This window comes from Baekduia sp. (assembly GCF_035318805.1).
Lineage (GTDB): Bacteria > Actinomycetota > Thermoleophilia > Solirubrobacterales > Solirubrobacteraceae > Baekduia.
In genome coordinates this window covers 1-21,668 of record NZ_DATHDY010000025.1, presented here as the reverse complement: position 1 = coordinate 21,668, position 21,668 = coordinate 1, and the positions used below count along the sequence as shown (strand labels likewise).

Here is a 21,668-nt window from a genome sequence, read left to right as displayed (position 1 = left end):
CGGTCGGGATAAGCGCATATAGGGGTACGACGTTCCCCGCTAGGCGATGCGGGCGGCGAGCAGGCAGAGATCGTCGGTCAGCGTCCCGTAGGCGAACTCGGCGACGCGTGCGCGCAGGATGGCGATCGCCTCCTTCGGCGAGGGGCAGTGAAGGCCGCTGAGCGCGGAGCTGACGGCGTGCAGTCCGAACATCTCACCGTCGTGCCGTGCTTCGGTCAGCCCGTCGGTGTAGAGCAGCAGTCCCGCGCCGGCCGTCGACCGCCGCGAACCCTCGACGCATCCGGGGTCGGCGCGAACCCCGAGCGGCGTTCCGTGGCGGGGCGCGATCAGCTCTTGGCCGTCATCCAGCCACAGCGCCGGGGGATGTCCGGCGTAGGCCCAGCGCAGGCGCTCCTCGTGCGGGAGATACGTCACGCAGGCGGCGGTGACGAACTCGCTGCCGGTGCCGGCGCGCTCGATCAACGCAGTGTTCGCCCAGCTCAGCAGGCGGCAGGGATCGTCGGAGAAGGGTGCGGTCGCCGCGAACGCCGTCCGCACGAACGCGGCACGCCGCCCCGCCCGCAGCCCGTGGCCGACGACGTCGCCGACGACCAGCACCGTGGAGTTCTGCGGCCCCTCGGCCACCAGATAGAAGTCGCCGCTGACCTGCTCGGCGGCCGCGGGCAGGAAGGTCGCCGCAAGCTCCAACCCGGGACGCTGGGGCAACTCGGGCGGCGTGAGCGCATCCCGGATCGCACGCAGATCCTCCAGCTCGTGCTCCGCCGCCTCAAGGCGCCCACGCAGCGCACCGAGGTCTCCTTCGCGCACCGCGGCCTCCTCGCGAAGGCGCGCGATCAGCGTCTCCTGGCGCTGCTCCCGCGCACCCATGTCGCGGATATCGCGCTCGCGGGCATCAGCGTCGGAGTGCAACCTCCGCAGCTCTGCGTCGTCCTCGTCGGGCTCCTGGCTCATGACGCTCATGGCACGCTCAGACGAACGCCGCCGCGTGCCGCTCGCACATCCTCTCGCACCACGCGCCCGCCTGCCGTGCCGGTCTACGGATCGTCGAGCAGGCCGTGGTCCAGCGCGTAGCGGACGAGCTCGGCGCGGCTCGTGCGGCGTAGCTTCTGCTGGATGTGGGCGCGGTGCGACTCGACCGTGCGGACCGAGAGGTAGAGCTGCGCGCCGATGTCGCCGTTGGTGTGGCCGAGGGCGATGAGCCGCAGGACCTCGACCTCGCGCTCGGTGAGGTCGTCGGGCGGGCCGGCGGGCTCGGGCGGCGCCGCGGCGATCTGCGCCCCGAGGCGCGGGTTGAGGTACGCCTCGCCGGCGGCCGCGCGGCGGATCGCCTCGACCAGCTCGGTGTCGGCCGCCTCCTTGAGGACGTAGGCGGCGGCGCCGGCCGCCAGCGCGGCGCGCGCGAACTGGGGATCGTCCTGCATGGTGAGGATCACCACGCGGGTGTCCGGCGCGGCGGCGGCCAGCTCGGGAAGGGCGTCCAGGCTCGACGGCAGGGAGCCGGGCATGTTGAGGTCCAGGACGAGCACCGCCGGGCGATGGGCCGCGGTCTTGCGCACGGCGTCGTCGATCGTGCCCGCCTCCGCGACCACGTGCAGGTCGTCCTCGGCGTCGAGCACGAACCGCAGCCCGCTGCGGACGACCGCGTGGTCGTCGGCGAGGACGATGGTGATCGCGGCGGGCGCCATGCCGGTCGCATCCTACGGGCCGCACTGCGGACAACTACGCAGCACGTCGGCGGATCGCACCGGACGTGCGGAGCGCCGCTGAGCGGGAGGGTGCTGGTCAGAGGTCGCCGCCCGGCGACCGCGCCCCCCCGTCTCGTGACCTTCGGAGGTCCACCACGATGTCCCTGCCTCGCCCCTTCGCCATCGCCGGCGTCCTCGCCAGCATCGTCCTGATCGTCCTGGGGGCCGGCGCGATCGTCATCGGCGCCTCCGGCCATCGCGAGGTCGGGACCGACCTCAAGCGCGAGCAGATCGTCGGGTCGCCGGACATGACGCCGACCAAGATCCGCGCCGCGATCGCGGACGCCGGCCTCAAGGACATCCAGGGCGTTCCGACCTGCTCGGTCGCCGATCAGCCGATCGACAGCGGCTCGCGCGCCAAGTGCTTCGCGTCCTACATGCGCATCCATGCGCTCGAGGCCACCGGCGGCCAGACCTACGCCCAGATGGCGCAGTACCTCGACGCCTCCGGCAAGCCCACCGCGGAGAAGGCCGCCGCTGCGAAGGACCCGAAGACCGGCGCACCCGTCGCCAACGGCGCCCGCGCCGTGTGGGTCACCGAGACCGGCCTCAGCACCGCGTTGAACACGTCCTTCTTCGCGCAGCAGGTCGCGCTGTTCTCCATCGTCATGGGCCTCGCCCTCCTGCTCACCGGCATCGGGTTCCTGGTGCTGACCGGCACGCTGCTGCGCCGCACGGGCACCGCGGCGGTGGCCGAGCAGGCGCGCGTCGGGGACCTCGCGACCGTCTGAGTGGCGACCGTGCCGCAGCGCCCGCGAGGCGCTGCGGCGCCCCGCCGACACGCTCCGCTGACCGCGCTGCGATCATGAGGCAGGCTCATGGGCGCGATGCGCTGCCTCATCGACTCGAACGTCTTCGACGCGATCGCGGCCGAGCCCGACCTGCTCGAGCTCGTCGATCGCCTCACGTCGGCCCGCTGGCTGGAGCTGCTGGCCGCGACCGTGAGCGTCGAGCAGGTCGCGGCGACGCCCGACGAGTGGCATCGCCGCGACCTGCAGCGCGTGCGCGTGCTCGTGGTCCCGCCGGTCGACGAGCACGACCGGGCCGTCGCCGCGCTGCTGGCGGCCCTGCGGCGCATCAGCGGGATCGACGATGCGCTGATCGCCGCGGCCGCCGCCGCGCAGCGCGTCCCGCTGGTCACCGAGGACCGCCGCCTGCGCGAGGCCGCAGCCGCGCATCTGCCCGGCCTCGTCCTCTGGAGCTGGGCGGCGGACCTGCGTCCGCGCGTCGTCGCGCTCGGGCGCGAGCACCCGCCGCCGCCGTACCGCCGCCGCCACATGGCGCCCCGCCCGGCCGCCCATCGCCCGGCCCATTAGGTTGGGGGCGATGGCGCCCCAGGTCGAGCTCAGCGGCACCGGACTCACCGCCGACGACGTGGTGGCGGTCGCCCGCGACGGCGTGCCGGTGGTGCTCGGCGACGCGGCGCGGGAGGCGATGGAGGCCTCGGCCGCGGTGGTCGCGCGGCTGGTCGACTCGGCCGAGCCGGTCTACGGCGTGTCGACCGGGTTCGGGTCGCTGGCCAACGTCGCGATCCCCGCGCAGCGCCGCGAGGAGCTTCAGCGGGCGCTGGTGCGGTCGCACGCCGCCGGCCTGGGCCCCGCCGTGGAGCGCGAGGTCGTGCGCGCGATGATGCTGCTGCGCGCCCGGACGCTGGCGATGGGCCGCTCCGGCCCGCGCCCCGTCGTCGCCGAGACGATGCTGGCCTTGCTCAACGCCGGGATCACGCCGGTCGTGCGCGAGCACGGATCGTTGGGCGCCAGCGGCGACCTGGCGCCGCTCGCGCACTGCGCGCTCGCGCTGCTGGGCGAGGGGACGGTCGTGGACGCCGAGGGCGTCGAGGGTCCCGCCGCCGAGGCGCTGGCCGCGGCCGGGATCGCGCCGCTGACCCTGATCGCCAAGGAGGGGCTGGCGCTGATCAACGGCACCGACGGGATGTTGGGGATGTTGGTGATGGCCATGGACGACCTCGCGCGGCTGCTGAAGGTCGCCGACATCACCACGGCGATGTCGGTCGAGGGGCTGATGGGCACCGACCGTGCCTTCGCCGCCGACCTCGTCGCGCTGCGCCCGCAGCCCGGCCAGGCCGAGAGCGCGGCGAACCTCCGCGCGCTGCTGGCCGGCTCGCCGATCGTCGCCAGCCACCGCTTCGGCGACGATCGCGTGCAGGACGCCTACTCGCTGCGCTGCGCGCCGCAGGTCGCCGGGGCGGCACGCGACACGCTGGCCCACGCGCGCCGCGTCGCGGAGGCCGAGCTGCACTCGGCGATCGACAACCCCATGGTGCTGCCCGACGGCCGCGTCGAGTCGTGCGGCAACTTCCACGGGGCCCCGGTCGGGTACGCGTGCGACTTCCTCGCGATCGCCTCCGCGGACGTCGGCGCGATCGCCGAGCGGCGCACGGACCGCCTGCTCGATCCGGCGCGGTCGCACGGCCTGCCGCCGTTCCTGACGCCGGACGCCGGCGTCAACTCAGGGTTGATGATCGCTCAGTACACGCAGGCCGCGATGGTCGCCGAGAACCGCCGCCTGGCCGTGCCGGCCTCGGCCGACTCGCTGCCGTCGAGCGCGATGCAGGAGGACCACGTCTCGATGGGCTGGAGCGCGGCGCGCAAGCTGCGCGCCTCGGTCGCCAACCTCGGCCGGATCCTGGCGATCGAGCTCGTGTGCGCCGCCCACGCCCTCGACCTCCGCGCGCCGCTGGCGCCCGCCGCGGGCACCGCCGCGGCCCTGCGCGCGCTGCGCGAGCTCGTCGCCGGCCCGGGGCCCGACCGCTGGCTGTCGCCCGACCTCGTCGCCGCTGAGCAGCTGGTCTTCGACGGGACCTTGGTGGCGGCAGTGGAGGCAGAGGTCGGGCCACTGCGTTAGCGTCGCTCCATGGTCCTGTCGACGGAGAGCGACACGCTGGCCGCCTACGCGGGGTTCGAGGATCTGACGCAGTTCGATGCGGCGGCGCTGGCCGCCTACCGCGCGGCCCTGGTGGAGCGGACGGCAGAACAGTCAGCGTTCCTGCGACCCCGGCTCGGTCAGGGGTCGTCGGTGCTCGAAGTCGGCAGCGGCAACGGCCGGCTGCTGGTGGACCTGGCACGCGACGGGACTCTGCGATTCGGGCTGGGCGTGGAGATCTCCGAGTCGCGTACGGCGTTCGCGCAGGCGTGGGCGGAGGACGAGGGCATCGCGGGGCGGCTGGAGCTCGTCGCCGGCGACGCCCGCACGGTCGCGTGCCCGACGGTCGACGCGGCGCTCTGCATCACCGGAGCGTTCGCCTACTTCGACGCGATCGAGCCCGACGGCGGGGCGCGGCTGCTGGACAAGCTCGCTGCGACGCTGCGTCCGGGCGGGACGATCGTCCTGGAGCTGTACCCGCACCCGTCCTGGCAGCGGCTGCTGGCAGCGAGCGACGGCGAGCTGCGGCTGTGGCACGAGCTGCCGGCGGCGGATCCGTGGCGCTTCTACCTCAGCCACCTCGTGCTCGACCCGGAGTCCGGCGTGCTCTCGCACCACAAGACGTTCGTGCATCGCGAGACCGGCGAGGTCGACGGCTCGCGCCGGGAGCACCTACGGCTCTACGACGGCCCGGCGCTGAGGCACGCGTTGGAGGCGGCGGGCTTCTGCCACCTCGCGCTCTTCGGCGACTGGGCCGGGCACGCCTACGACCCCGGCGACGAGCTGCTGATCGCCGTCGCGCGTGCTCGGGCCTAGGGGAACACTGGCCCAGAGGGCCAGGTTCCCTTGCGGGTGTTCGCCCAGGGGGCGAAACCCGCGGTCCAGGAGGGACGCGGGCCTAGGAGAACGCGAGCTGCACCGGGCTCGGCACGAGCGCGCTGCCCCGAGCGCCTCTCCAAACGCATCGGGCGCCTCACCGCCCGGACACGCCAGGCGGCCAGCTGCCGGCCAGCTCGGTGCGCGATCGCACGCCGAGCTTGTCGTAGATGCGCGTGAGGTTCGCCTCCACGGTCTTCTCCGACAGGAAGAGCGTCGCGGCGACCTCCTTGTTGGAGCGCCCGGCGGCCACCAGCTCGGCGACCGACTGCTCGCGCTCGGTGAGCCCGTTGCGGCGCGACGAGTCGGCGGCCCGGCGCGCCTCGGAGGAGATCCGGACGCCGGCACGGCGCAGCTCGCGGCCGGCGGCGTCGCGGTCGGCGCCGGCGCCGAAGCGCCCGGCGTCGGTGGCCGCGCGCTGCAGCTCGCCCATCGCCGCGTCGCGATCGCCGCCGGCCAGCAGCGCGCGGCCGGCGAGCAGGCGCGCCGCAACCTCCTCCTGCCGCAGCCCGAGCCGCTCGGCATCGCTCACCGCCGACGCCGCCAGCCGCGCCGCAGCCCGTGCGCTGTCGCGGGCCAGCAGCACCTCGGCGCGCGCCCGGACGCCGCGCACCGCGCTCGCTGGCAGCTGCGGGCCGCCGGCGATCCGGATCGTCAGCTCGGCCCAGCGCTCGGCCTCGTCGAGGCGCCCGAGCGCGACCGCCGCCCGGGTCGCGATCAGCAGCAGGCCGGCGACCGCGGTGGGGTTGATCTGCTCCAGGCGGGGACCGCCGATGGCGGTCAGCTCGGCCAGCAGCCGCTCGGGATCGGGCCCGAAGCGGATGGCCGCGTTGTGGGCGAGGCCCGTGCGCGTCGTGCGGAAGTGCTGGCGCGTGCGATACAGCTCGTCGCTCTCGGTCGCCGCGCGCTCGGCCTCGGCGGGCTCGCCCCGCACCGCGAGCACCCGAGCGCGCTGGCACAGCGCGAAGGCGAGGTCGTGCCCCAGCCCCTGGAGCCGCGCCGCCTCCTCGGCCGCCTCGGCGTGATCGAGCGCGGCGTCGAGCTGCAGCAGCGGCAGCTCGAACATCGCGAGGAGCGTGTGGAAGTGCAGGAACAGGTGGTCCTGGCGGTCGGCGCGGGCGACGCGCACGCCGCGCTGGAGCACCTCGATGGCCTCGGCGTAGCGCTCGATCTGGCCGAGGTTGCCGCCGACCGACCAGGCCGCGTCGACCTGCTGCGCCAGCGCCGCGTCGTCGGCGGCCGCCAGGCGCTCGGCGGAGCGGCGCATCAGCTCGGCGGCGGGCCGCCCGCTCAGCGCGAGGCCGAGCGCCTCCATCGCCTCGATCGAGGCCCACGCGACCGGATCGTCGACGCCCTCGAGCTCCTCCGCCGCCCGGCGTGACCACGTCGCCACCGCCTCCACGTCGCCGCGGAAGAAGGCCGTCGACGCGCGGTAGAGCGTCAGCCGCGGACGGATCGACGGCGGCGCGTCCTGCAGCGCCTGGAGCAGCCGCGCGTCGGCGGCGGCGAACTCGCCGAGCAGCACGTCGACGAGCGCCGCGCCGGCCGCGAGCGTGCCGCGCTCCTCGGTGGCGGGCGGCAGGAGCGCCAGGCACTCGTCGACGGCCGCGCGGCTCTCCTCGAGTCGACCGGCGGAGGTCAGCGCGTGGGCCATCGGCGCCAGCAGGGCGGCGCGCTGCGCGCCGGCGTCGTGGGGCAGCAGGCGCAGCGCGGCGGCGTACCAGTGCGCGGCAGCGGCGGGCGACGTGTCGGTCGCGGCCTGCGCGGCCTCGGTGAGCAGCGCGACGGCGGCGTCGTCGCCGGGGCGCGCGAACTGCTCGACGTGGTAGGCCCGGATCGCCGGGTCAGCGCCGATCGCCAGCAGCGCGTAGGCCGCGCGCTCGTGCGCGAGCAGCCGCCAGCCCGGCGGCGCCGCGTCGGCGATCGCGCGGTGCACGAGCGGGTGGCGGAACCGGAACGTGCGGCGGTGCTCGGCGGGTCGCACGAGGTCGACGGCCACGACGGCGTCGAGGGCCGCCGCGGCGTCGGCGCGTCCGATCCCGGCGGCGGCCGCCGCGACGTCGAGGTCGAACGGGTCGCCCGCGACCGCCGCGCCGTCCAGGAGCGCGCGCGCGTCCGGCGGGAGCTGCTCGAGCTCCTGGCCGACGACCGCGGCCAGCGTGGTGGGCAGCGCGCCTCCAGCGCCGGCCGTCCGGCGCCCGAGCTCGCGTAGGAACAGCGGGTTGCCGCCGGCGTCGGCCAGCATCCGGTCGCGGTCCGCCGTCGCGAGGTCGGCGGGCAACAGCGCCAGCGCGGCGTCGCGCTCGAGGGGCGCGAGCGCCAGCTCCTCCCAGTCGGCCGACCGGCGTCCGGCGTCCAGCAGCCGCGCCGCGGCCGGCGAGGGGCGCGCCGCCAGCACGAGCAGGAACCGGACGCGCGGCGGGCGGCGCAGCAGGTGCAGGACCAGCTCGACCGACGCGTCGTCGGCCCAGTGCACGTCGTCGAGCAGCAGCGCGACGGGGCGCTCGCGGCCGAGCAGCTCCAGCAGCGCCCGCAGAGCGCGGTGGTAGCGGAAGCGCTCGGCGGGGCCGCCGACGCCGGAGGGATCGTGGCCGTCGGACGCCGCCGGCAGCACCGCGCCGAGCTCGAGTCCGGCCGCGGCGACGCGCGTCGGGTCGAGTGTCGCGACGTGGTCGTCGAGCGCGTCGACGACCAGCCCGAACGGCACCTCGCGCTCGTGCTCGGCGGCGCGTCCGTCGAGCACGAGCAGCCCCGCGGTGCGCGCGTTCACGGCGGCCGCGTCCACCAGCGCGCTCTTGCCGATCCCGGCCTCGCCGACGAGGCCGATCGTCCGCCGCCCCCCGCCGCGCACGTGCGCGCACGCGTCCGCCAGCGCGGTCAGTTCCGGATCGCGACCGAGCAGGGACACGGCGCGAAGCCTAGGCGAGCCACCGGCGAGGGATGGGGCAGGGAACCCCCCGGCCGCCATCTCGACGACCGAGCCTCGATCGGCCACGGATCGCGCATGCGCGTGAAGAACCTGCGCAGCACCCGTGCCGCTTCACGCACATCGCGGCCCGTCGCGCCGCGGCGCCCCGACGATGCTCGGCATGCACCACCACCGCCTCGTCCTCAACGGTCCGACCCGGTCGCTGCCGCCCCTCGTGGACGAGCTGCGGCGGGCGGGAGCGACGGTGCTCGACGCCGACGGTCCCCCGCGGCTCGTGTGGTCGACGAGCGACCCGCGCCTGGTCGAGCGCCTCGCGCGGCGGCACGCGGAGGTGGCGGTGGGCGTCGAGCGCTTCGAGGCGCTGGGCACCGAGATGGTGCGGTTGGTCGTCCACGGCGCCGACACGACGATCCTGGATCGCCGGCGCGTGCTGCCGCATCCCGACGACGATCTCGAGGGCTGGGGAGGCTGCGACGACGAAGGCGTCCAGCTCGACCCCGAGCTGCTGCGGCGCGCGGCCCGGCGGGTGCAGGAACGGGTGGGCCGCGACGCGGTGACCCGGGTGGCGGTGCCCGCCGGCCGCGATGCGGATCCAGACGGCGAGGCCGGGCACGAGGGGCCGCCGCCACCGGGTCCGCCGCTCGCGGCCCTCGGCGCGGCGCTTGCGCTGGGCACCGCGTTCGGCGCCGTGTGCGCGGCGGCGCCCGAGCCGGCGGTGGCCGGGGGGCCGGATCCCCGCTGCCTCGACGCGATCGCGGACCTCGCGGCGACGGCGCTGACCGCGGGCGCCGCGCTCTGCGCCCCCACGCCGGCGCCCGCCGAGGCCGTCCTGGAGCGCGCCTGGGCGCTGACGCGCGCGCTCGCGCGGGCCGGCGACGAGCCGCTGTGGGAGGGACCGGGCACCGCCTCCTGGCCGGAGTGGCTCGGCTACCTCGCGGCGGCGACCGCCGATGCGCTGCTCGCGTGCGTGGAGGGTGGCGACGCCGTCGGCACGGCGATCGCCTCGGTCCACCGCGAGCACTGCGCGACGCCCGCCGAGCACCGTGCGATCGCGGCCGGCGCCCTGGTCGCCACCGGGCTCCAGATGCTGGCGCTCTTCGACGCAGAGATCCGATGACGCCGCGGGCTAGCCGGTGGGCCCGAAGCGCTCCGCGTGGATCGTGGCCTGGTCGTAGCCGAGGCCGACCAGAGCGTCGGCGACGTGCTCCACGAACGGGGTCGGGCCGCACACGAAGGTGCGTGGCCGCGCGCTGGGTGGCGGCGCGATCGCCCTCAGCATCTCGGCGTCGACGCGGCGCGCGAAGCCGGTCCACCCCGCGGGCTGCTCCCGGGTCAAGGTGTAGGAGATCTCGAGCCCCACGGTCCCCGCCAGGCCGGCGAGCTCGTCGCGGTACAGCACGTCGTCCAAGCCACGGCTGGAGACCAGCAGGTGCGCGTCGACGACGCTGCGCTGCGCGGCGCGGTGGCGCAGCATCGCCATGAGCGGCACGAGGCCCGAGCCGCCCGCGAGCAGGAGCAGCGGACCGGCGTCGGCGACCCGCCACGTGAAGGGCCCGCCGATCGGCCCGCGCAGCTCCAGCGGATCGCCGACCACGAGATCCTCGGACAGGTACGGCGACACCTCGCCGTCTTCGATGCGCTCGACGGTCAGCGCGAGCTGCGCGGCCTCGGGCGCCGAGGCGATCGAGTACGAGCGCTGTGCCTGGTAGCCGTCCTCGGCGGTGAGGCGCACGTCGACGTGCTGGCCGGCCACATGGCCGGGCCAGCCGGGGACGTCGAGCACGAGCGTGCGGGCGTGCGTGCTCTCGTCGACCAGGCCGCTGACCGTCGCGGTGCGCCAGACGATCGGGACGCGGCCGGCGCTCAGTCGCTCCAATACCGCTGCTCCTTGAACGGATCGCCGTGGTTGTGGTAGCCGGCCGCCTCCCAGAAGCCGGGCTCGTCGTCGAGCGTGAGCGTGAGGCCGCGCACCCACTTCGCGCTCTTCCAGAAGTACAGGTGCGGCACGAGCAGCCGCGCCGGGCCACCGTGCTCGGGCTCCAGCGGCTCGCCCTCGAAGGTGTGGACGACCCACGCCTTGCCGTCGGTGACGTCCTCGAGCGTCAAGTTGGTGGTGTAGTCGCCGTCCGACCATGCGGTGACGAACTCGGCCTCGGTCACGACGTCCTCCAGGAGGGTGTCGACCGACACGCCGGTCCACGTCGTTCCGAGCTTGGACCACTTCGTCACGCAGTGGATGTCGGTGGTGAACGTCTCCTGGGGGAGCGCGTTGAGCTCCTCCCAGGACCATGCCGCGCCCGACTCGGCGGCGCCGCCGATGGCGAACGTCCAGCTGTCGGTCGGCGTGCGTTGCGTGGGGCCGGCCGACAGGACCGGGAAGTCGTCGACCACGTACTGCCCGGGCGGGACCCGGTCCGGGTCGGCCTCGCGCCGGCGTCCATGGAAGCCACGGGAGATGGGGGCCATGGGCACGATCGTAGACCCGGTGATACCCCAAGGGGGTGTCGACGGGGTGCGGGTATCCCTACTGGAGTCGTCGGGCCGGCATGCGAGGGTGGGTGGAAGATGACGACGAACGCAATCGAAGCGCACGGCCTCGTGAAGCGCTACGGAGACAAGCGCGCCCTGGACGGCGTGGACCTCGACGTCGCGCGCGGAGCCGTCTGCGCGCTGCTCGGTCCCAACGGCGCGGGCAAGACGACGGCGGTCCGCGTGCTCACGACGCTGACCGCACCGGACGCCGGGACCGCGACGGTCGCCGGCCACGACATCGCGCGCGACCCAGTGTCGGTGCGGCGCAGCCTCGGCCTCGCCGCGCAGGACGCGACCGTCGACGGACTCCTCACCGGTCACGAGAACCTCACCATGATCGGCGAGCTGCACCACCTCGGCCGCAAGGTCTCCCGCGCCCGCGCGACCGAGCTGCTGGAGGAGTTCGCGCTGACCGACGCCCGCGACAAGCTCGCGCGCGACTTCTCGGGCGGCATGCGCCGGCGCCTCGACCTGGCCGCGACGCTGGTCGCCCGGCCCGAGGTGCTGTTCCTCGACGAGCCCACCACGGGCCTCGACCCCCGGGCGCGCAACGACCTCTGGGACATCCTCGACCGCCTCGTCGAGGCCGGCTCCACGATCCTGCTGACGACCCAGTACCTCGAGGAGGCCGACCGCCTGGCCGACGACATCGTCGTGGTCGACCACGGCCGTGTGATCGCGCGCGGCGACTCGCGGGCGCTCAAGCGCCAGGTGGGCGGCGACCAGCTCCACGTCGTGGTGGCCGACCGCGCCGACCTCGACGCGGTCGCCGAGATCGTGGCGCGCATCGCCGGCGTCCGGCCGACCGTGGACGCCGGCAGCCGCTCGGCGAGCGCGCCCGCGGAGGGCGGCGTGGCCGCCATCGCCGAGCTGGCCCAGGCGCTGGCCGAGGCGCAGATCGCCGTCGAGGACCTCGGGCTCAGCCAGCCGACGCTCGACGACGCCTTCCTGACCCTGACGGGCACGCCCTCGCCCGCCGACGGCGCCGGACTCGAAGACGCCGGACCCGAAGAACCCGAACCCGAAGCCGAGACCGTGGAGCAGACCCGATGAGCAGCACCTTCGTCAGCGACAGCTGGGTCATCGCCCGGCGTGGCCTCAAGCACATGCGCCGCCAGCCCGAGGCGCTGTCGGACGCGACGATCCAGCCGGTCATGTTCGTGCTCCTGTTCGCGTTCGTCTTCGGCGGCGCGATCGCCGTGCCGGGCGGCGGCAGCTACAAGGAGTTCCTGATGGGCGGCATCTTCGCCCAGACGATCGTCTTCGGCGCGTTCGGCGTGGCGATGTCCCTGTCCAACGACCGCAACAACGGGGCGATCGACCGCTTCCACTCGCTCCCGATCCCGCGGGCGAGCGTGCTCGCCGGCCACTCCGTCGCCAACCTCATCCGCGCGCTGCTGCCGATCGCCTTCATGTCGGTCACCGGCTTCGTCGTCGGCTGGCGGATCCACACGGGGATCCTGGAAATCCTCGGCGCCTACGGCCTCATGCTCGCGTTCTCGTTCGCGGTCATCTGGATCGGCGTGCTGCTCGGGAGCCTGGTCCCGACGCCCGAGGCGGTCCAGGGCGTGGCGTTCGTCGCCATCTTCCCGATCACGTTCATCGCCTCGACGTTCGTGCCGACGAGCACGCTGCCCGGCGTCCTGAAGACGATCGCCGAGTGGAACCCCACGTCGTCGCTGGCCAACGCGCTGCGCCACCTCTTCGGCAACCCGGGAGGCGTCGCACCGGCCGATGCGGTCTGGCCGCTGGCCCATCCGATCGCCTACACCCTGATCTGGGCGATCGCGATCGTCGTGATCTGCGCGCCGCTGGCCGTCATGCAGTACCAGCGCTCGATCCGGTCCTGAGCCGGCGCGCGCCGGCCGGCTCCACCCGCCGGCCGGCGCGCCGACCGAACGCCGGAAGGCGGTCGCGGCCGGCGATGCGCGAAAATCGTGGTGATGTCTGACGCCTCCGCTCCCCGCCCTGCCACCGACGAGCCCCCGCGCGCGGTCATCGTCGGCGCCGGCCCGTCCGGGTTCTACGCCGCCGATCAGCTGCTGGCCGGCGGCTTCGAGGTCGACCTGCTCGACGCGCTGCCGACGCCGTTCGGCCTCGTGCGCGCGGGTGTCGCACCCGACCATCCGAAGATCAAGGCGGTCACGCGGGTCTACGAGAAGACGGCCAAGAAGCCCGGCTTCCGGTTCTTCGGCGGCGTGCGGCTGGGCCAGGACGTCAGCCGGGCCGAGCTGCTGGACCGCTACCACGTGGTGCTCTACGCGCTCGGCACGTCGGACGACAACCGCCTCGGCATCCCGGGCGAGGATCGTCCCGGCTCGCACGCGGCGACCCACTTCGTGGCCTGGTACAACGGCCACCCCGACGCCGCCGACCACGAGTACGACCTGTCGGTCAGGCGCGCGGTGGTCATCGGCAACGGCAACGTCGCCATCGACGTCGCGCGCATGCTGGTGCTGCATCCCGAGGAGCTCGCGCCGACCGACACCGCCGACCACGCGATCGAGGTGCTGTCGGCCGCGCAGGTGCAGGAGGTCGTGCTCCTCGGCCGCCGCGGCCCCGCGCAGGCCGCGTTCACCAACCCGGAGCTGCGCGAGCTGGCCGATCTCCAGCGCGCCGGCGTCGAGGTCGACGCCACCGACATGGAGCTCGACGAGCACAGCGCGCGCTGGCTGGAGGAGGAGGGCGACATCACCGCGCGCAAGAACGTCGAGATCCTGCGCGCCTACGCGGAGTCGGGGCCCAAGGACGCCAGCCACCGGGTGATCCTGCGGTTCCTGCGCTCACCGGTGGAGATCCTCGGCGAGGGCGATGACGGCCCGGTCACCGGCGTGCGCATCGTCAAGAACCGCATCGAGCCGACCGAGGGCGGCGGACTGCGTGCCGTGTCCACCGGTGAGGAGGAGGTCATCGAGTGCGGCCTGGTCCTGCGCTCGATCGGCTACCGTGGCCGCCCGGTCGACGACGTGCCGTTCGACGAGCGCCGCGGCCTGATCCGCAACGAGGGCGGTCGCGTCTGCGGCGAGGCGGGCGACCAGCACCGCGGCGAGTACGTCGTCGGTTGGATCAAGCGCGGTCCGTCGGGCGTCATCGGCACCAACAAGAAGGACGCCGCCGACACCGTGTCCAAGATTCTCGCCGACCGCGACGCCGACGTCCTCAACGTCCCGCCCCTGCCGGATCCCGAGGCGATCGCGACGTTCTACGCCGAGCGCGCGCCGGACGCCGTCACGTGGGCCGGCTGGGAGGCGATCGACGCGCACGAGAAGACGACCGGCGAGCCCCACGGCCGTCCGCGCGTCAAGCTCGTCCGCCTCGCCGACCTGCTCGGCGTCTCGCGGACGACCACCGGCGGTTAGAGGCCACGGGCGCCGCCGCCGTCCGGTCCTCAGCGCGGCAGCGGGACGGCGACGCGCACCCTCGCGCCGCCGACCACGACGTCCATCGGCAGCGTCGTCACGTGGCCCTTGCGCAGCACGCGCGAGGTCGCGCGCAGCCAGCGCGGCGTCTGGACCTGAGCGCGGTAGACCCCGCCGGTCTGCGTCGCCTTCAGGCGCCCGTGCACCGTCGGCAGCGCGGTCGCGGTGCGCGCCAGCAGCCAGCGGACGAAGGCCCTGCGCGTCGGCCGGCGGGCCGCGGCGGCCCGCGCGCCGTGGCTCTTGGCCTGCGTCGTCGTCGGCGGCTTCTTGGACGCGGCGCCGTCCAGCGGCGTCGAGACGCCGTGGATGCTGGCCAGCGTCGCCGCCAGCTGCTGGAGCGTCGCGTCCGGCGGCGGCGTGATCGGGGAACGCACGCGCGGATCCTAGGCACGCTCGTGCCGGTTATCGAGACCGGTGGACGGTCGTTCGGCGACGGCATCCAAGGTACGGTTCGCAGACCCGTTCCCGGCCTGGATCCCCATCGAAGCGCACCGCGCCGCCTGTGGCGACGGTCGCCCCGTGCGCCGGGGTCGTTCCCGGTCCGGCGCGTCGCAGTGCTCGCCGCGCTGCAGCTGGCGATCGTCGCCGGCCTGCTCGTGTGGCGCGCCGGCGACGACGGCGCTGCGCGGCCCCAGCGCGTGGCCAGCCCGAGCGCCCGCGCCGCGCGGGACGCGCCCGCGCCGACCGCCCACCGCTTCGATCGCGCGCGGGCGATGCGGCTCGTCCGCCTTCAGCTCGCGGCGGGCCAGCGGCCGGCGGGCTCGCCCCAGCTGCGGGCCGTCGCCGAGCGCCTGCGCGCGCTGCTGCCCGCCGGCCGCTTCGAGGACGTCCCGGACCACCCTGGCCTGCGCAACGTCGTCGGCGAGATCCCCGGCACGGCGCCGGCGGTCGTCCTCGGCGCCCACTACGACACCGAGTACCACCCGCCCGGCTTCGTCGGCGCCAACGACGCAGCCGCCGCGGTGGCCACGGTGATCGAGGTCTCACGTACGCTGCGGCGGACCGCGCGTCCGGCCGGCGCACCGGCGATCCGGTTCGTGCTCTTCGACGGGGAGGAGGAGCCGAAGCCGACCGACGACTTCTACCGGGACGCGCTGCGCGGCTCCAAGGCCTACGTCACCGCCCATCCCGGCGAGACCCGCGCGATGGTCCTGCTGGACTACATCGGCAACCGCGGGGTGCAGCTGCCACGCGAGGGCAGCTCGGATCCGGGCGTGTGGAGGCGGGTGCGCGCGGCGGCGGCGCAGGTCGGCGTCGCCCCGGTGTTCCCCGACGGCGACGAGGTCAGCATCACCGACGACCACGCGCCATTCCTGCGCGCCGGGGTGCCCGCGGTCGACCTCATCGACTGGAGCTACCGCTACAAGGACACGGTGAACGACACCTACAACAAGCTCGCACCCGCCAGCGTCGACGCCGTCGGCGAGACGGTCGTCGAGCTGCTGCGCACCTGGCGCTGAGCGCGCGGAGGGTCGCGGGGGCGTCGAGGGACGACTGAACCGCCGTATGCGCGGTTGAGTCGTCCCTCGACGGCTGGTGGCGCCCGGCGCCGGCGCTCGGGTGCCGCACACGCTGGGGAGGGCAGTGACGCCAGAGGTTCGCGCGGGCGCCCGCGCCCCTCGCGCTCTCGGTCGTCATCGCCCGCCGAGCCATGTGATAAGAATGGGTCTCATTCCTACCTGGAGACCCAATCCCATGCGTTCCCTGATCCCCTCGCGGCGCCGGCTGCCTGCCCTGGCCGCGCCCGCGCTTGCCGCCGCCGCGCTCGTCGCGGGCTGCGGCTCGAGCTCGAGCTCGGGCTCCGACGACGGCGGCGGCTCGCCGGCCACCACGGCCTCCGCTCGCGCCACGCCCATCGACGTCGTCGCCACGACGACGCAGCTCGGCGACGTTGTGCGCTCGATCGGCGGCGCGGCGGTCGACGTCCACCAGATCCTCAAGCCCAACTCCGACCCGCACGACTACGAGCCGCGCCCCGACGACATCCAGCAGACCGCCGGCGCCAAGCTCGTAGTCACCAGCGGCGACCACCTCGACCAATGGATCGGCCAGGTCGTCGACAACGCCGGTGGCAATCCGGCACAGCTGGACGCCGGTGCCGGCCGGCCGGTCGCGCTGCCGGGCGACCCGTCGGGCGCGGAGGCCTCGCGCTTCGATCCGCATTGGTGGCACGACCCCCGCAACGTGCGGTACGCCGTCGACCGGATCCGCGCTGCGCTGATCGCCGCCGATCCGTCCGCAAAGGCCGCGATCGACCGCGGAGCCGACGCCTACCTGGCCAAGCTCGACACGCTCGACGCCGGCATCCAGGCCTGCATCGGTCGCGTCCCCGCGGCGCGGCGCAGGCTCGTCACCGACCACGACGCGTTCGCCTACTTCGCCCACCGCTACGGCATCGACGTCGTCGGCGCCGTCATCCCGTCGCAGACCACGCAGGCCCAGCCCTCGGCCGGCGACCTGGCCAAGCTCAGCGAGGTCATCGGACGCGAGCACGTCAGCGCCGTGTTCCCCGAGTCCTCGATCAACCCGAAGCTCGCCCGGGCGATCGCGCGCCAGACCGGCGCATCGGCCGACCACACGCTCTACGGAGACACGCTCGGCCCCGCCGGGTCGCCCGGTGGCACCTACCTCGGCATGGAGCAGGCCAACGCCGACGCGATGGTCCGCGGCTTCACCGGTGGCAAGGAGGGGTGCACGATCGCGGGCCTGTGACGCCTCCCCGGGGCGCCGGGCGCTACGGTCGACATCATGATGGCCTTGATCGTGGCGTCCGGCACCACCCAGATCCTGCTCGCCACGGGCGCGGGGGCCTTCGCGATCGTCATCGGGGCCATCGCGGTGTTCTTCACGCTCGGCACCGAGGATCGCGGCAAGCTCGGCACGCTGCTGCGCCACCCGGTGCGCACGATCTTCACCGAGGACGAGCCCGACCCCGACGACTGGGACTGACGCGCGCGCCCCGATCCTCGGCGATGTCTCAGACTCGCGGAAGGGTCCTCTCAGCCGGCCCGTCCAGGGTGGGGACATGACGTCCCGGATCAGACGTGGAGCGCAGCCGCCGGCGGCGACGCGGCGCACCAGCGAGCGCCGCGCGTGCGCGACCCAGGAGCTCGAGCTGGCCGTGCTGGCCGAGGTCGACGGGCTGCTCAGCGAGGCGCGGGTCTACCTCGCGGGGCGCGACGCCGACGACGCGTGGATCGACGTCGTCGCGGGTCACGGCGGGGGCCCGGTGCGCCTCGCGGTGGACGCGCCGGACTGGGGCCGGCGCGGCGACGGCGCCCTACGCCTGGCCGTCGCGCTCCTGCACGACGTGCTGGGCCGGCCCGTGGAGCTCGGGCTCGCCCTCGCGTTCGCCGACGACGTCCTGCGCGCGCTGCCGGCCGCCGGCTTCGCGCTGTCGGCGGTCGAGGTCCGCGGCTGGGTGATCTTCCAGGCCGCCCTCGAGGTGCCCGAGCGCTGGCGCTGAGCGCGGCCGTGCCTACGCCGGCGGCAGCCGCGGCGGCGCGGTGCGGTAGGTCGGCGGCGTCGCCGACAGCCCGATCGGGTTGCGCGTCACCGCCACGGGCGAGCCGTCCTCGCGCGGCAGCTCCACGATCGGGTCGAGCCCCAGCGAGGCGGCGAGCGCGAACGCGGCGCCGACGTCGTTGACGACGCCGGCCGGCACGCGCGCCGCCGTGAGCTCCGCCGCCCACGCCGGCGCGCTGCGGTGCGCCAACCGCGCCTCGAGCTCGGCCCGCAGCGGCGCGCGGTGCGCGACGCGGTCGGCGTTGGTGGCGAACCGCGGGTCGGCCGCCAGCTCGGGGTCCTCGACCACGTGGCACAGCGCCGCGAACTGGCGGTCGTTGCCGACCGCCAGCACCAGCTCGCCGTCGCCGGTCGCCAGCAGCTCGTAGGGCGCGATGCTCGGGTGCGCGTTGCCCATGCGCTGCGGCACCACGCCACCCGCGGTGAACGCCGAGCCCTGGTTGACCAGGGCGGCGAGCAGCGACGACAGCAGGTTGACCTCGACGAGCTGGCCCTCGCCGGTGCGCTCGCGGTGGTGCAGCGCGGCGAGGATGCCGACGCCGGCGAACAGCCCGGCCAGCACGTCGACCAGGGCCACCCCGACCTTCTGCGGCTCGCCGCCGGCCGCGCCGGTGATGCTCATGAGGCCGCCGAGCGCCTGGATCAGCAGGTCGTAGCCGGGCAGCGCGGCCCCGTCGCCGGAGCCGAAGCCGGTGATCGAGCAGTAAATGAGCGCGGGGCGCTCGGCGCACAGCTGCGGTCCGGAGAGCCCGAGGCCCTCCATGACGCCCGGGCGGAAGTTCTCGACGACGACGTCGGCTCCGGCGGCGAGCGCCCGCGCCCGCGCCAGGTCGTCGGGGACGCCGAGGTCCAGGACGACGGAGTCCTTGTTGCGGTTGACCGCGTCGAAGTAGGTCGCCACGCCGTCGGCGTCGTGGGGCGGGCCCCATGCGCGGGTGTCGTCGCCGACGCCCGGCCGCTCCACCTTCGTCACCGTCGCGCCGAGGTCGGCCAGCAGCATCGTGGCGAACGGCCCGGCGAGGACGCGGGAGAAGTCGAGGATCTTGAGGTTGTCGAGGGCGGCGGTCACGTGCAAAGATCCTAGATATTCGAAAATCCCGGGTCAACCAGGAGCACCCATGACCGCCGCAGCGACCACGCAGGACGCCATCCGCCCCAAGGACTTCCTCGGGCTCGACCAGCTCCTCGGCGACGAGGAGCGCGACATCCGCGACACGGTGCGCGCCTTCGTCGCCGACCGGATCGTGCCGCACGTGGGCGACTGGTTCGAGGCGGCGGAGGTCCCGGTCGCCGAGCTGGCGCCCGCGCTGGGCAAGCTCGGCGTGCTCGGCATGCACCTCGAGGGCTACGGCTGCGCGGGGGCGAGCGCGACCGCCTACGGCCTCGCGTGCCTGGAGCTCGAGGCGGGCGACAGCGGCATCCGCAGCCTCGTCAGCGTCCAGGGCTCGCTGGCGATGTACGCCATCCACCGCTGGGGCTCGGAGGAGCAGAAGCAGCGGTGGCTGCCGGCGATGGCCGCCGGCGAGGCGATCGGCTGCTTCGGCCTGACCGAGCCCGACGCCGGCTCGGACCCGGGCGCGATGCGCACCCGGGCACGGCGCGACGGCGACGACTGGATCCTCCACGGCCAGAAGATGTGGATCACCAACGGCTCGATCGCCGACGTCGCGGTCGTGTGGGCGGCCACCGATGACGGCGTTCGGGGGTTCCTGGTGCCCAAGGGCACCAAGGGCTTCACGACGCAGGACATCCACAAGAAGCTGTCGCTGCGCGCCTCGGTCACCTCCGAGCTGCTCCTCGACGACGTGCGCCTGCCCGCCGGCGCGCTGCTGCCCGAGGCGACCTCGCTGCGCGGCCCGCTGTCGTGCCTCAACGAGGCGCGCTTCGGGATCGTCTTCGGCGCCGCCGGCGCCGCCCGCGCCTGCTTCGAGGCGGCGCTCGACTACAGCAAGGAGCGCATCGCGTTCGGCAGGCCGATCGCCGCGACCCAGCTCCAGCAGCTCAAGCTCGCGACGATGGCCACCGACGTCAACCGCTCGGTCCTGCTCGCCCTGCACCTCGGCCGCATGAAGGACCAGGGCACGCTGCGCCCCGAGCAGGTCAGCATGGGCAAGCTGGCCAACGTCAACGCCGCGCTCGAGGTCGCCCGCACCGCGCGCCAGGTGCTCGGCGCCAACGGCGTCACGCTCGAGTACCCCGTCATCCGGCACATGAACAACCTCGAGTCGGTCGTCACCTACGAGGGCACGGCCGACGTGCACGCGCTGGTCGTCGGCGGCGCGCTCACCGGGATGCAGGCCCTCCGATGAGCACCGCCGCCACGGGCCCCGGGACCACGCAGCAGCACGCGCTCGACGGCCTGCGGCGGGCCATCGTCGCCGGGGAGCTGCGCCCGGGGCAGCGCGTGGCGCAGGAGGAGGTCGCCCAGGGCCTCGGCGTGAGCATCGCGCCGGTGCGCGAGGCCCTGCGCGTCCTGGAGCAGGAGGGGCAGGTCACCTACTTCCCGCGGCGCGGCTACTTCGTGACCGAGCTGCGGATTGCGGACCTCACCGAGATCTACGAGCTGCGCGACGTCCTGGAGGAGCGCGCCGCGCGCCGGGCGCTGCCGACGCTCGACGAGGACGCGCTGCAGCGCATCGAGCTGGCGGCACGCGACTGCGTGAGCGCTGCCGAGGCGGGCGACGTCGCCGCGGAGCTGCAGGCCAACCGCCGCTTTCACTTCGCGATCCTGAAGTCGCCCGAGCAGGTCCACGCGATGCGCGTGATCCGGCTGCTGTGGGACTCGACCGAGGCCTATCGCGCCATGTACTACAACTCACCCGAGGAGCGGCGCGCGACGGTCGATGCGCACGAGCGCATCGTCGCGGCGATCCACCGTCGCGACGCCGACGCGCTGGTCGCCGAGCTGCGCGCGCACCGCGATCGCGCGCTCGAGGTGCTCGACGGCATCCTCGCGACCGACTGAGCCGGCCGGCCGCCCCAGCACTCGTGCGCGGGCGCGGTCGTTGATCAGTACACGCCGTACACTGTACAACGATAGTTGCACAGTGCTCGTCGGATGAGTACGGTACGGCGCCGTTGACTCAGACCAGCCCAACCCCTTGGAGAAGGAGACGCGAGCAACGGATGACGACCACGAAGAAGCAGCAGCAGGAGCGCCGCGCGACGCTGAGACCGCACCCGGCGCGCGAGCAGATCATCGACGTGATGCGCAGCTACGGGAGGCCGATCAGCCCGACGCGCCTCAGCAGGGTCACGGGTGCGACGCTGGGCTCGGTGGCCTATCACGTGCGCACGCTGGTGGCCGCCGGCGTGGTCGAGCTGGCCGACGAGGGACGCGTCCGCGGGGCCGTCGAGCACTTCTACGCGCTCGTCCCCAACGAGGAGGAGACCCAGCTCGTCGATCCGGTGGGGGCGCTGCTCGGTCTGTGCGGCGCGCTGACCGTCCCCTCGGCCGACGGCGGCTACCCGCGGCCGACCGAGCTCGACGAGCACGCCCGCGGCGAGCTGCGGTCGGTCCTGGAGCGGCTGCGGCCGCAGGTGCAGTTGATCGTGGCGGGTGCGACGCGGCGTGGCGCGGGCTGAGGGGGTTCAGTCGTGGTTGTCGGGTGGGGGTTTTGGGGTGGGGGTGTCGCGGCGGACGAGGGCGGCGAGGGTGCGTTCGACGGCTTCGAGGCGTTCGGTGAGGGAGGGGTCTTCGTCTTCGCGTTGGACGGCGCGGCCGAGGTCGGTGATGGTGAACCAGGCGTAGGGGAGGTT

At 74.5% G+C, this 21,668-nt stretch carries 22 protein-coding genes; 15 read left to right on the top strand and 7 right to left on the bottom strand.

The annotated features are described in order from the left end of the window. Positions 1-39: 39 nt before the first annotated feature. Entirely contained in the window at positions 40-951 is a 912-nt protein-coding gene (locus tag VK501_RS06200; RefSeq protein ID WP_324335715.1) for a PP2C family protein-serine/threonine phosphatase, read from the bottom strand. A gap of 83 nt (positions 952-1,034) precedes the next feature. Further along, on the bottom strand, positions 1,035-1,685 hold the full coding sequence (locus VK501_RS06195) for a response regulator transcription factor (RefSeq protein ID WP_324335713.1): 651 nt from the start codon (positions 1,683-1,685) through the stop codon (positions 1,035-1,037). Between the two features lie 158 nt (positions 1,686-1,843). Between VK501_RS06195 and VK501_RS06190 the strand changes: the two genes are divergently transcribed. The 4 genes from VK501_RS06190 (at position 1,844) to VK501_RS06175 (ending at position 5,444) form a co-directional block, all read left to right on the top strand. Continuing rightward, a complete protein-coding gene (locus tag VK501_RS06190) occupies positions 1,844-2,476 on the top strand; it encodes a hypothetical protein (RefSeq protein ID WP_324335711.1) in 633 nt (210 codons plus the stop codon). Between the two features lie 96 nt (positions 2,477-2,572). Next, the gene (locus VK501_RS06185) at positions 2,573-3,061 is read left to right on the top strand and encodes a PIN domain-containing protein (RefSeq protein WP_324335709.1); all 489 of its coding nucleotides are present in this window, start codon (positions 2,573-2,575) and stop codon (positions 3,059-3,061) included. A 10-nt stretch (positions 3,062-3,071) separates the two neighbouring features. Then, positions 3,072-4,610 (top strand): histidine ammonia-lyase, encoded by a 1,539-nt coding sequence (hutH, locus tag VK501_RS06180; protein ID WP_324335707.1) that lies wholly within the window; start codon positions 3,072-3,074, stop codon positions 4,608-4,610. 9 nt (positions 4,611-4,619) lie between these two features. Next, entirely contained in the window at positions 4,620-5,444 is an 825-nt protein-coding gene (locus VK501_RS06175) for a class I SAM-dependent methyltransferase (protein ID WP_324335706.1), read from the top strand. Between the two features lie 157 nt (positions 5,445-5,601). On the opposite strand, the gene VK501_RS06170 is transcribed toward VK501_RS06175, so the two are convergent. Further along, entirely contained in the window at positions 5,602-8,412 is a 2,811-nt protein-coding gene (locus tag VK501_RS06170) for an ATP-binding protein (protein WP_324335704.1), read from the bottom strand. 124 nt (positions 8,413-8,536) lie between these two features. Here VK501_RS06170 and VK501_RS06165 point away from each other — a divergent pair, with 124 nt between their 5' ends. Then, complete coding sequence (locus VK501_RS06165; RefSeq protein WP_324335702.1) at positions 8,537-9,550, top strand: hypothetical protein; 1,014 nt, start codon at positions 8,537-8,539, stop codon at positions 9,548-9,550. A gap of 9 nt (positions 9,551-9,559) precedes the next feature. Here the strand turns inward: VK501_RS06165 and VK501_RS06160 are convergent, their stop codons facing one another. Both VK501_RS06160 and VK501_RS06155 read right to left on the bottom strand, forming a co-directional pair. Beyond that, entirely contained in the window at positions 9,560-10,309 is a 750-nt protein-coding gene (locus VK501_RS06160) for a ferredoxin reductase (protein ID WP_324335700.1), read from the bottom strand. After that, on the bottom strand, positions 10,297-10,899 hold the full coding sequence (locus VK501_RS06155) for a molybdopterin-dependent oxidoreductase (RefSeq protein ID WP_324335698.1): 603 nt from the start codon (positions 10,897-10,899) through the stop codon (positions 10,297-10,299). The genes VK501_RS06160 and VK501_RS06155 overlap by 13 nt, the downstream gene beginning before the upstream one ends. Before the next feature lie 99 nt (positions 10,900-10,998). Here VK501_RS06155 and VK501_RS06150 point away from each other — a divergent pair, with 99 nt between their 5' ends. The 3 genes from VK501_RS06150 to VK501_RS06140 all read left to right on the top strand — a co-directional run bounded on the left by VK501_RS06150 (position 10,999) and on the right by VK501_RS06140 (position 14,324). Next, positions 10,999-12,018 carry an ATP-binding cassette domain-containing protein gene (locus tag VK501_RS06150; protein WP_324335697.1) on the top strand — a complete coding sequence of 340 codons (1,020 nt, stop codon included), beginning with the start codon at positions 10,999-11,001 and terminating at the stop codon, positions 12,016-12,018. Next, positions 12,015-12,815 carry an ABC transporter permease gene (locus VK501_RS06145; protein ID WP_324335695.1) on the top strand — a complete coding sequence of 267 codons (801 nt, stop codon included), beginning with the start codon at positions 12,015-12,017 and terminating at the stop codon, positions 12,813-12,815. Before VK501_RS06150 ends, VK501_RS06145 begins: the two co-directional genes overlap by 4 nt. A gap of 93 nt (positions 12,816-12,908) precedes the next feature. After that, on the top strand, positions 12,909-14,324 hold the full coding sequence (locus VK501_RS06140; RefSeq protein WP_324335693.1) for an FAD-dependent oxidoreductase: 1,416 nt from the start codon (positions 12,909-12,911) through the stop codon (positions 14,322-14,324). 29 nt (positions 14,325-14,353) lie between these two features. On the opposite strand, the gene VK501_RS06135 is transcribed toward VK501_RS06140, so the two are convergent. Beyond that, positions 14,354-14,758, bottom strand: coding sequence for a hypothetical protein (locus VK501_RS06135; RefSeq protein WP_324335691.1), 405 nt, complete (start codon positions 14,756-14,758; stop codon positions 14,354-14,356). Positions 14,759-14,938: 180 nt separating this feature from the next. On the opposite strand from VK501_RS06135, the gene VK501_RS06130 reads away from it, so the two are divergent. The 4 genes from VK501_RS06130 (at position 14,939) to VK501_RS06115 (ending at position 17,850) form a co-directional block, all read left to right on the top strand. Then, positions 14,939-15,844 carry a M28 family peptidase gene (locus VK501_RS06130; RefSeq protein WP_324335689.1) on the top strand — a complete coding sequence of 302 codons (906 nt, stop codon included), beginning with the start codon at positions 14,939-14,941 and terminating at the stop codon, positions 15,842-15,844. Positions 15,845-16,079: 235 nt separating this feature from the next. Continuing rightward, positions 16,080-17,096 carry a metal ABC transporter substrate-binding protein gene (locus VK501_RS06125; RefSeq protein WP_324335687.1) on the top strand — a complete coding sequence of 339 codons (1,017 nt, stop codon included), beginning with the start codon at positions 16,080-16,082 and terminating at the stop codon, positions 17,094-17,096. Between the two features lie 36 nt (positions 17,097-17,132). After that, the gene (locus VK501_RS06120; protein ID WP_324335685.1) at positions 17,133-17,333 is read left to right on the top strand and encodes a hypothetical protein; all 201 of its coding nucleotides are present in this window, start codon (positions 17,133-17,135) and stop codon (positions 17,331-17,333) included. Positions 17,334-17,409: 76 nt separating this feature from the next. Then, positions 17,410-17,850, top strand: coding sequence for a DUF6166 domain-containing protein (locus VK501_RS06115; RefSeq protein ID WP_324335683.1), 441 nt, complete (start codon positions 17,410-17,412; stop codon positions 17,848-17,850). A 12-nt stretch (positions 17,851-17,862) separates the two neighbouring features. On the opposite strand, the gene VK501_RS06110 is transcribed toward VK501_RS06115, so the two are convergent. Next, positions 17,863-18,978 carry a CoA transferase gene (locus VK501_RS06110; protein ID WP_324335681.1) on the bottom strand — a complete coding sequence of 372 codons (1,116 nt, stop codon included), beginning with the start codon at positions 18,976-18,978 and terminating at the stop codon, positions 17,863-17,865. A 49-nt stretch (positions 18,979-19,027) separates the two neighbouring features. On the opposite strand from VK501_RS06110, the gene VK501_RS06105 reads away from it, so the two are divergent. From VK501_RS06105 to VK501_RS06095, 3 genes are all read left to right on the top strand, one after another. Then, positions 19,028-20,218 (top strand): acyl-CoA dehydrogenase family protein, encoded by a 1,191-nt coding sequence (locus VK501_RS06105; protein WP_324335679.1) that lies wholly within the window; start codon positions 19,028-19,030, stop codon positions 20,216-20,218. Beyond that, positions 20,215-20,874, top strand: a complete 660-nt coding sequence (locus tag VK501_RS06100; protein ID WP_324335678.1) for a GntR family transcriptional regulator — start codon at positions 20,215-20,217, stop codon at positions 20,872-20,874. The genes VK501_RS06105 and VK501_RS06100 overlap by 4 nt, the downstream gene beginning before the upstream one ends. Positions 20,875-21,035: 161 nt before the next feature. After that, positions 21,036-21,494 carry a hypothetical protein gene (locus VK501_RS06095; protein WP_324335676.1) on the top strand — a complete coding sequence of 153 codons (459 nt, stop codon included), beginning with the start codon at positions 21,036-21,038 and terminating at the stop codon, positions 21,492-21,494. The last annotated feature ends 174 nt before the right edge of the window (positions 21,495-21,668 follow it).

Coding starts and splice junctions, on each gene's coding strand:
- VK501_RS06200 (WP_324335715.1), bottom strand. CDS start 951: ATGAGCCAGGAGCCCGACGAGGACGACGCAGAGCTGCGGAGGTTGCAC.
- VK501_RS06195 (WP_324335713.1), bottom strand. CDS start 1,685: ATGGCGCCCGCCGCGATCACCATCGTCCTCGCCGACGACCACGCGGTC.
- VK501_RS06190 (WP_324335711.1), top strand. CDS start 1,844: ATGTCCCTGCCTCGCCCCTTCGCCATCGCCGGCGTCCTCGCCAGCATC.
- VK501_RS06185 (WP_324335709.1), top strand. CDS start 2,573: ATGCGCTGCCTCATCGACTCGAACGTCTTCGACGCGATCGCGGCCGAG.
- hutH (WP_324335707.1), top strand. CDS start 3,072: ATGGCGCCCCAGGTCGAGCTCAGCGGCACCGGACTCACCGCCGACGAC.
- VK501_RS06175 (WP_324335706.1), top strand. CDS start 4,620: ATGGTCCTGTCGACGGAGAGCGACACGCTGGCCGCCTACGCGGGGTTC.
- VK501_RS06155 (WP_324335698.1), bottom strand. CDS start 10,899: ATGGCCCCCATCTCCCGTGGCTTCCATGGACGCCGGCGCGAGGCCGAC.
- VK501_RS06150 (WP_324335697.1), top strand. CDS start 10,999: ATGACGACGAACGCAATCGAAGCGCACGGCCTCGTGAAGCGCTACGGA.
- VK501_RS06145 (WP_324335695.1), top strand. CDS start 12,015: ATGAGCAGCACCTTCGTCAGCGACAGCTGGGTCATCGCCCGGCGTGGC.
- VK501_RS06140 (WP_324335693.1), top strand. CDS start 12,909: ATGTCTGACGCCTCCGCTCCCCGCCCTGCCACCGACGAGCCCCCGCGC.
- VK501_RS06125 (WP_324335687.1), top strand. CDS start 16,080: ATGCGTTCCCTGATCCCCTCGCGGCGCCGGCTGCCTGCCCTGGCCGCG.
- VK501_RS06120 (WP_324335685.1), top strand. CDS start 17,133: ATGATGGCCTTGATCGTGGCGTCCGGCACCACCCAGATCCTGCTCGCC.
- VK501_RS06115 (WP_324335683.1), top strand. CDS start 17,410: ATGACGTCCCGGATCAGACGTGGAGCGCAGCCGCCGGCGGCGACGCGG.
- VK501_RS06105 (WP_324335679.1), top strand. CDS start 19,028: ATGACCGCCGCAGCGACCACGCAGGACGCCATCCGCCCCAAGGACTTC.
- VK501_RS06100 (WP_324335678.1), top strand. CDS start 20,215: ATGAGCACCGCCGCCACGGGCCCCGGGACCACGCAGCAGCACGCGCTC.
- VK501_RS06095 (WP_324335676.1), top strand. CDS start 21,036: ATGACGACCACGAAGAAGCAGCAGCAGGAGCGCCGCGCGACGCTGAGA.